Genomic DNA, 3,100 nt, shown 5'->3' with positions numbered 1-3,100 from the left:
CCAGCGCGGACATCGCCGCCAGCAGCTCGTCCGCGTCGCCCAGCGCCGCCCTGACCCGCTCGCGACCGCGCCGCAGCACCTCGATGCGCGCCAGCGCGGGCTCGCGCACCGCCGCGTCGCCGACCCTGGCGATGATCTCGCGCAGCGCCTCGTCCGGGTGGGCGCTGGCCGGGACGTCGATGCGCCAGGTGATCCAGCGCCTGCGCAGCAGCTCGTCCAGGTCCGCCAGCACGACGTCGACCTCGCGGCCGAGCGCCTCGGCGATGCCCACCGGGTGACGCGCGCCGTCGCACAGCCGCAGCACCGCCTCCAGGCCCTCGGCGATCGCCGCGGCCTTGCGACCGGGCAGGCTCACCGCGCCGCCGTCGACCCTGGCGAACGCCACCCGGCGCGGCGGCGTCCACGGCCGCATCCCCGGCTCCGCGCCCAGCACCTTGGCCAGGGCGTCGACGCCCCAGCTGGAGAAGTACACCTCGGAGCGGGCCAGGAACCCCTCGCCGTGGTCGGTGGTGACGCCGCGCGGACCGGCCAGGTCCCAGCGGCCCCAGCCGACCGGGCCGAAGAAGCCGATGGTGTCGTTCTTGACGCAGAACCGCTGCCAGTAGTGCGCCACCAGCTCCTCGCGCTGGCGGGGCATGCTGGTGCGGCCCTCGGCCGTGGGCGTCCACCTCAGGAACGGCTCGATGCCCGAGGCGAGCACCGCCTTGTTCTGCCACGCCAGCGCCGTGCGGAACCTCGGCTGCGCGGCGATGTCCTGCAGCTCGTGGGCGGTCGCCACCGCGCACTGGGCGAAGAACTCCTCGAACTCGGCCCACTCCGGGCCCTTCCACCGCTCGCGCGGGGCGACGTCGGTGAACTTGTCCGCCGCCTCGCCGAGACCCCCCGGCGCCAGGCGGAGCACCCCCGCCGCCGGGAAACCCGCGCCGCGCAGGGCGAACTGGTTCCACAACCGCCAGCCGCCACCGGGCAGCAGCACCTCTTCGGCCACGCCGACCATCCCTTCCGACTAGCTCACGGGGGCTTGTTCAGCCCAGCTGCCCCATCCGCTCGCGCAGGCCGCGCGGTCGCATGTCCGTCCACACCCGCTCGACGTGCGCAAGGCACGCCGCGCGCGGCCCCTCGGTCCCGTCGGCGACCCAGCCGGGGGGCAGGTCGCGGTCGGCGGGCCAGATCGAGTACTGCTCCTCGTCGTTGACCACGACCCGGTACACCCGCTCGTCCTGCGTCATCTGCGCTCCCCGTCGGTCGGTGGCGGTGTGCTTGCCGGACCGACGATGCCGCCGCGCGGGCGGCCCCGGTAGAGAAGGAAGCGCAGCGACGACGGCAACCGCGCCGTGCCGCTCCTTCCCTGGTGGGAGCCCCTTCCCGGCGAGCAGTCTTCGTCCAGACACCGCTTCGCAGGGAGGCAGACAGTGAACGAAGGCGCACCGCACACGGCGAACGGACCGGCGGCCGAGGTCTCCTCCGCGCAGCGGAGGCTGTGGTTCCTGGAGCAGCTGGCGCGCGGCGGGTCGGACAACCTGCTGCCGCTGGCGCTGCGGGTGCGCGGCGCGCTGGACGTGCCCGCCCTGGAGCGGGCGCTGACCGGGGTCGTCACGCGGCACGAGGTGCTGCGCACCCGGTTCACCGCCGTCGACGGCGAGCCCGTGCCGGTGCTCGACCCGCCGGGCGCGGTCGTGCTCCGGCACGTGGACGCCGCGGACCCGCAGGAGGTGTTCGAGCGCGAGCTGCGCCGCCCGCTGGACCTGGCCGTCGAACCGCCGGTGCGCGCCGTGCTGGCTCGCCTCGGCGCAGAGGACCACCTGCTGCTGCTGGTGGTGCACCACATCGCGGTCGACGGCTGGTCGTGGGACGTGCTGCTGCGCGAGCTGGCCGCGGGCTACCGGGGCGAGCACGTGCCCGCCCCCGCCCACCAGTACGCGGACTTCGCCGCCTGGCAGAACGCCCGCCGCACCCCGGAGCGCCTGGCGCGGCTGCTCGCCCACTGGACCGGCCGCCTCACCGGCCTCACCCCGCTCGCCCTGCCCACCGACCGGCCGCGCCCCGAGGTGTGGGACGGCTCCGGCGACGTGGTGCGCTTCGTGGTGCCCCCGGACCTGCTGGCCCGCGTCGACGCCGCCGCCCGCGAGCGCCGCGCCACCCGCTACCAGGTGCTCCTCGCGGTCTACCAGTCGCTGCTGGGCCACCACAGCGGGCGCACCGACGTCGCCACCTGCACCACCATGACCGACCGGGGCGGGCCGCTGGACACCGCGAACCTGATCGGGCCGTTCGTCAACACCGTCGTGCTGCGCACCGACCTCGGCGGGCGCCCGTCGTTCGACGCGCTGCTGCGCCGGGTCCGCGACGGCGTGCTGAGGGACCTCTCGCACGCCGAGGCGCCCTTCGACCGGGTCGTCGGCGCGCTCGGGCTGGAGCGCGACCTGTCCCGCCACCCGCTGGCGCAGGCCTCGTTCACCCTCCTCAACACCGCCCACCAGGGCGCGAGCCTCGAGGGGCTGGACGCGGAGCTGGTGCGCACGCCGCTCGACGGCACCGACATGGAGGTCTTCCTGGACCTCACCCTCATGCCCGACGGCAGCCTGCTCGCCCGCCTCCAGTACGCCACCGCCCTGTTCGACCGGGGCACCGCGCAACAGCTCGCCGACGGGTTCCTGGCGCTGCTCACCGCCGTGCTGGACGACCCGGACGCGCCGGTCGCCGACCTGGCCGCCGCCCTGCCGCCGCTGCCCGGCCGGGTGCTGCTCGACACCTGGTCCCGCCCCGCCGCCGTCCCGCCGCCCGCGCCGCCGCGGGTGCGGGGGAGCGGGGAGCGCGCGGCGCTGGTGTGCGGGGCGGACACCGTCACCTACGACCGCCTCGAGGCCCTGACCGGCGGACTGGCCGCGCTGCTGCGCGACGCCGGGGTGCGGCGGGGCGACGCGGTCGGGGTGTGCCTGCCGCGCGGCACCTGGTCGGTGGTGGCGATGCTGGCGATCTGGCGCGCGGGCGCCGTCCACGTGCCCCTGGACGCGGCGCTGCCGGTGGAGCGGCGGGCGTTCATGGTCGCGGAGGCGGGCGTGCGGCACGCCGTGGGCGACACCGGCGTCGCCGGGGTGCG

The 3,100-nt window shown here is 76.3% G+C and carries 3 protein-coding genes; 1 reads left to right on the top strand and 2 read right to left on the bottom strand.

Translation table 11 applies throughout. From position 1 onward, the window contains the following. Together ACTUAL_RS26110 and ACTUAL_RS26105 are read right to left on the bottom strand one after the other, a co-directional pair. The coding region (locus ACTUAL_RS26110) for a lantibiotic dehydratase (protein WP_440902104.1) at positions 1–997 on the bottom strand (997 nt) is incomplete at its 3' end. A gap of 28 nt (positions 998–1,025) precedes the next feature. Next, positions 1,026–1,229 carry an MbtH family protein gene (locus ACTUAL_RS26105; protein WP_096494612.1) on the bottom strand — a complete coding sequence of 68 codons (204 nt, stop codon included), beginning with the start codon at positions 1,227–1,229 and terminating at the stop codon, positions 1,026–1,028. Between the two features lie 183 nt (positions 1,230–1,412). On the opposite strand from ACTUAL_RS26105, the gene ACTUAL_RS26100 reads away from it, so the two are divergent. Continuing rightward, a partial coding sequence (locus tag ACTUAL_RS26100; RefSeq protein ID WP_440902103.1) for a condensation domain-containing protein occupies positions 1,413–3,100 on the top strand: 1,688 nt, incomplete at its 3' end.

The sequence above is a fragment of the Actinosynnema sp. genome, from assembly GCF_052038725.1.
Note: the sequence above shows the minus strand (reverse complement) of the source record. Positions and strands in the feature narration are given on the sequence as shown.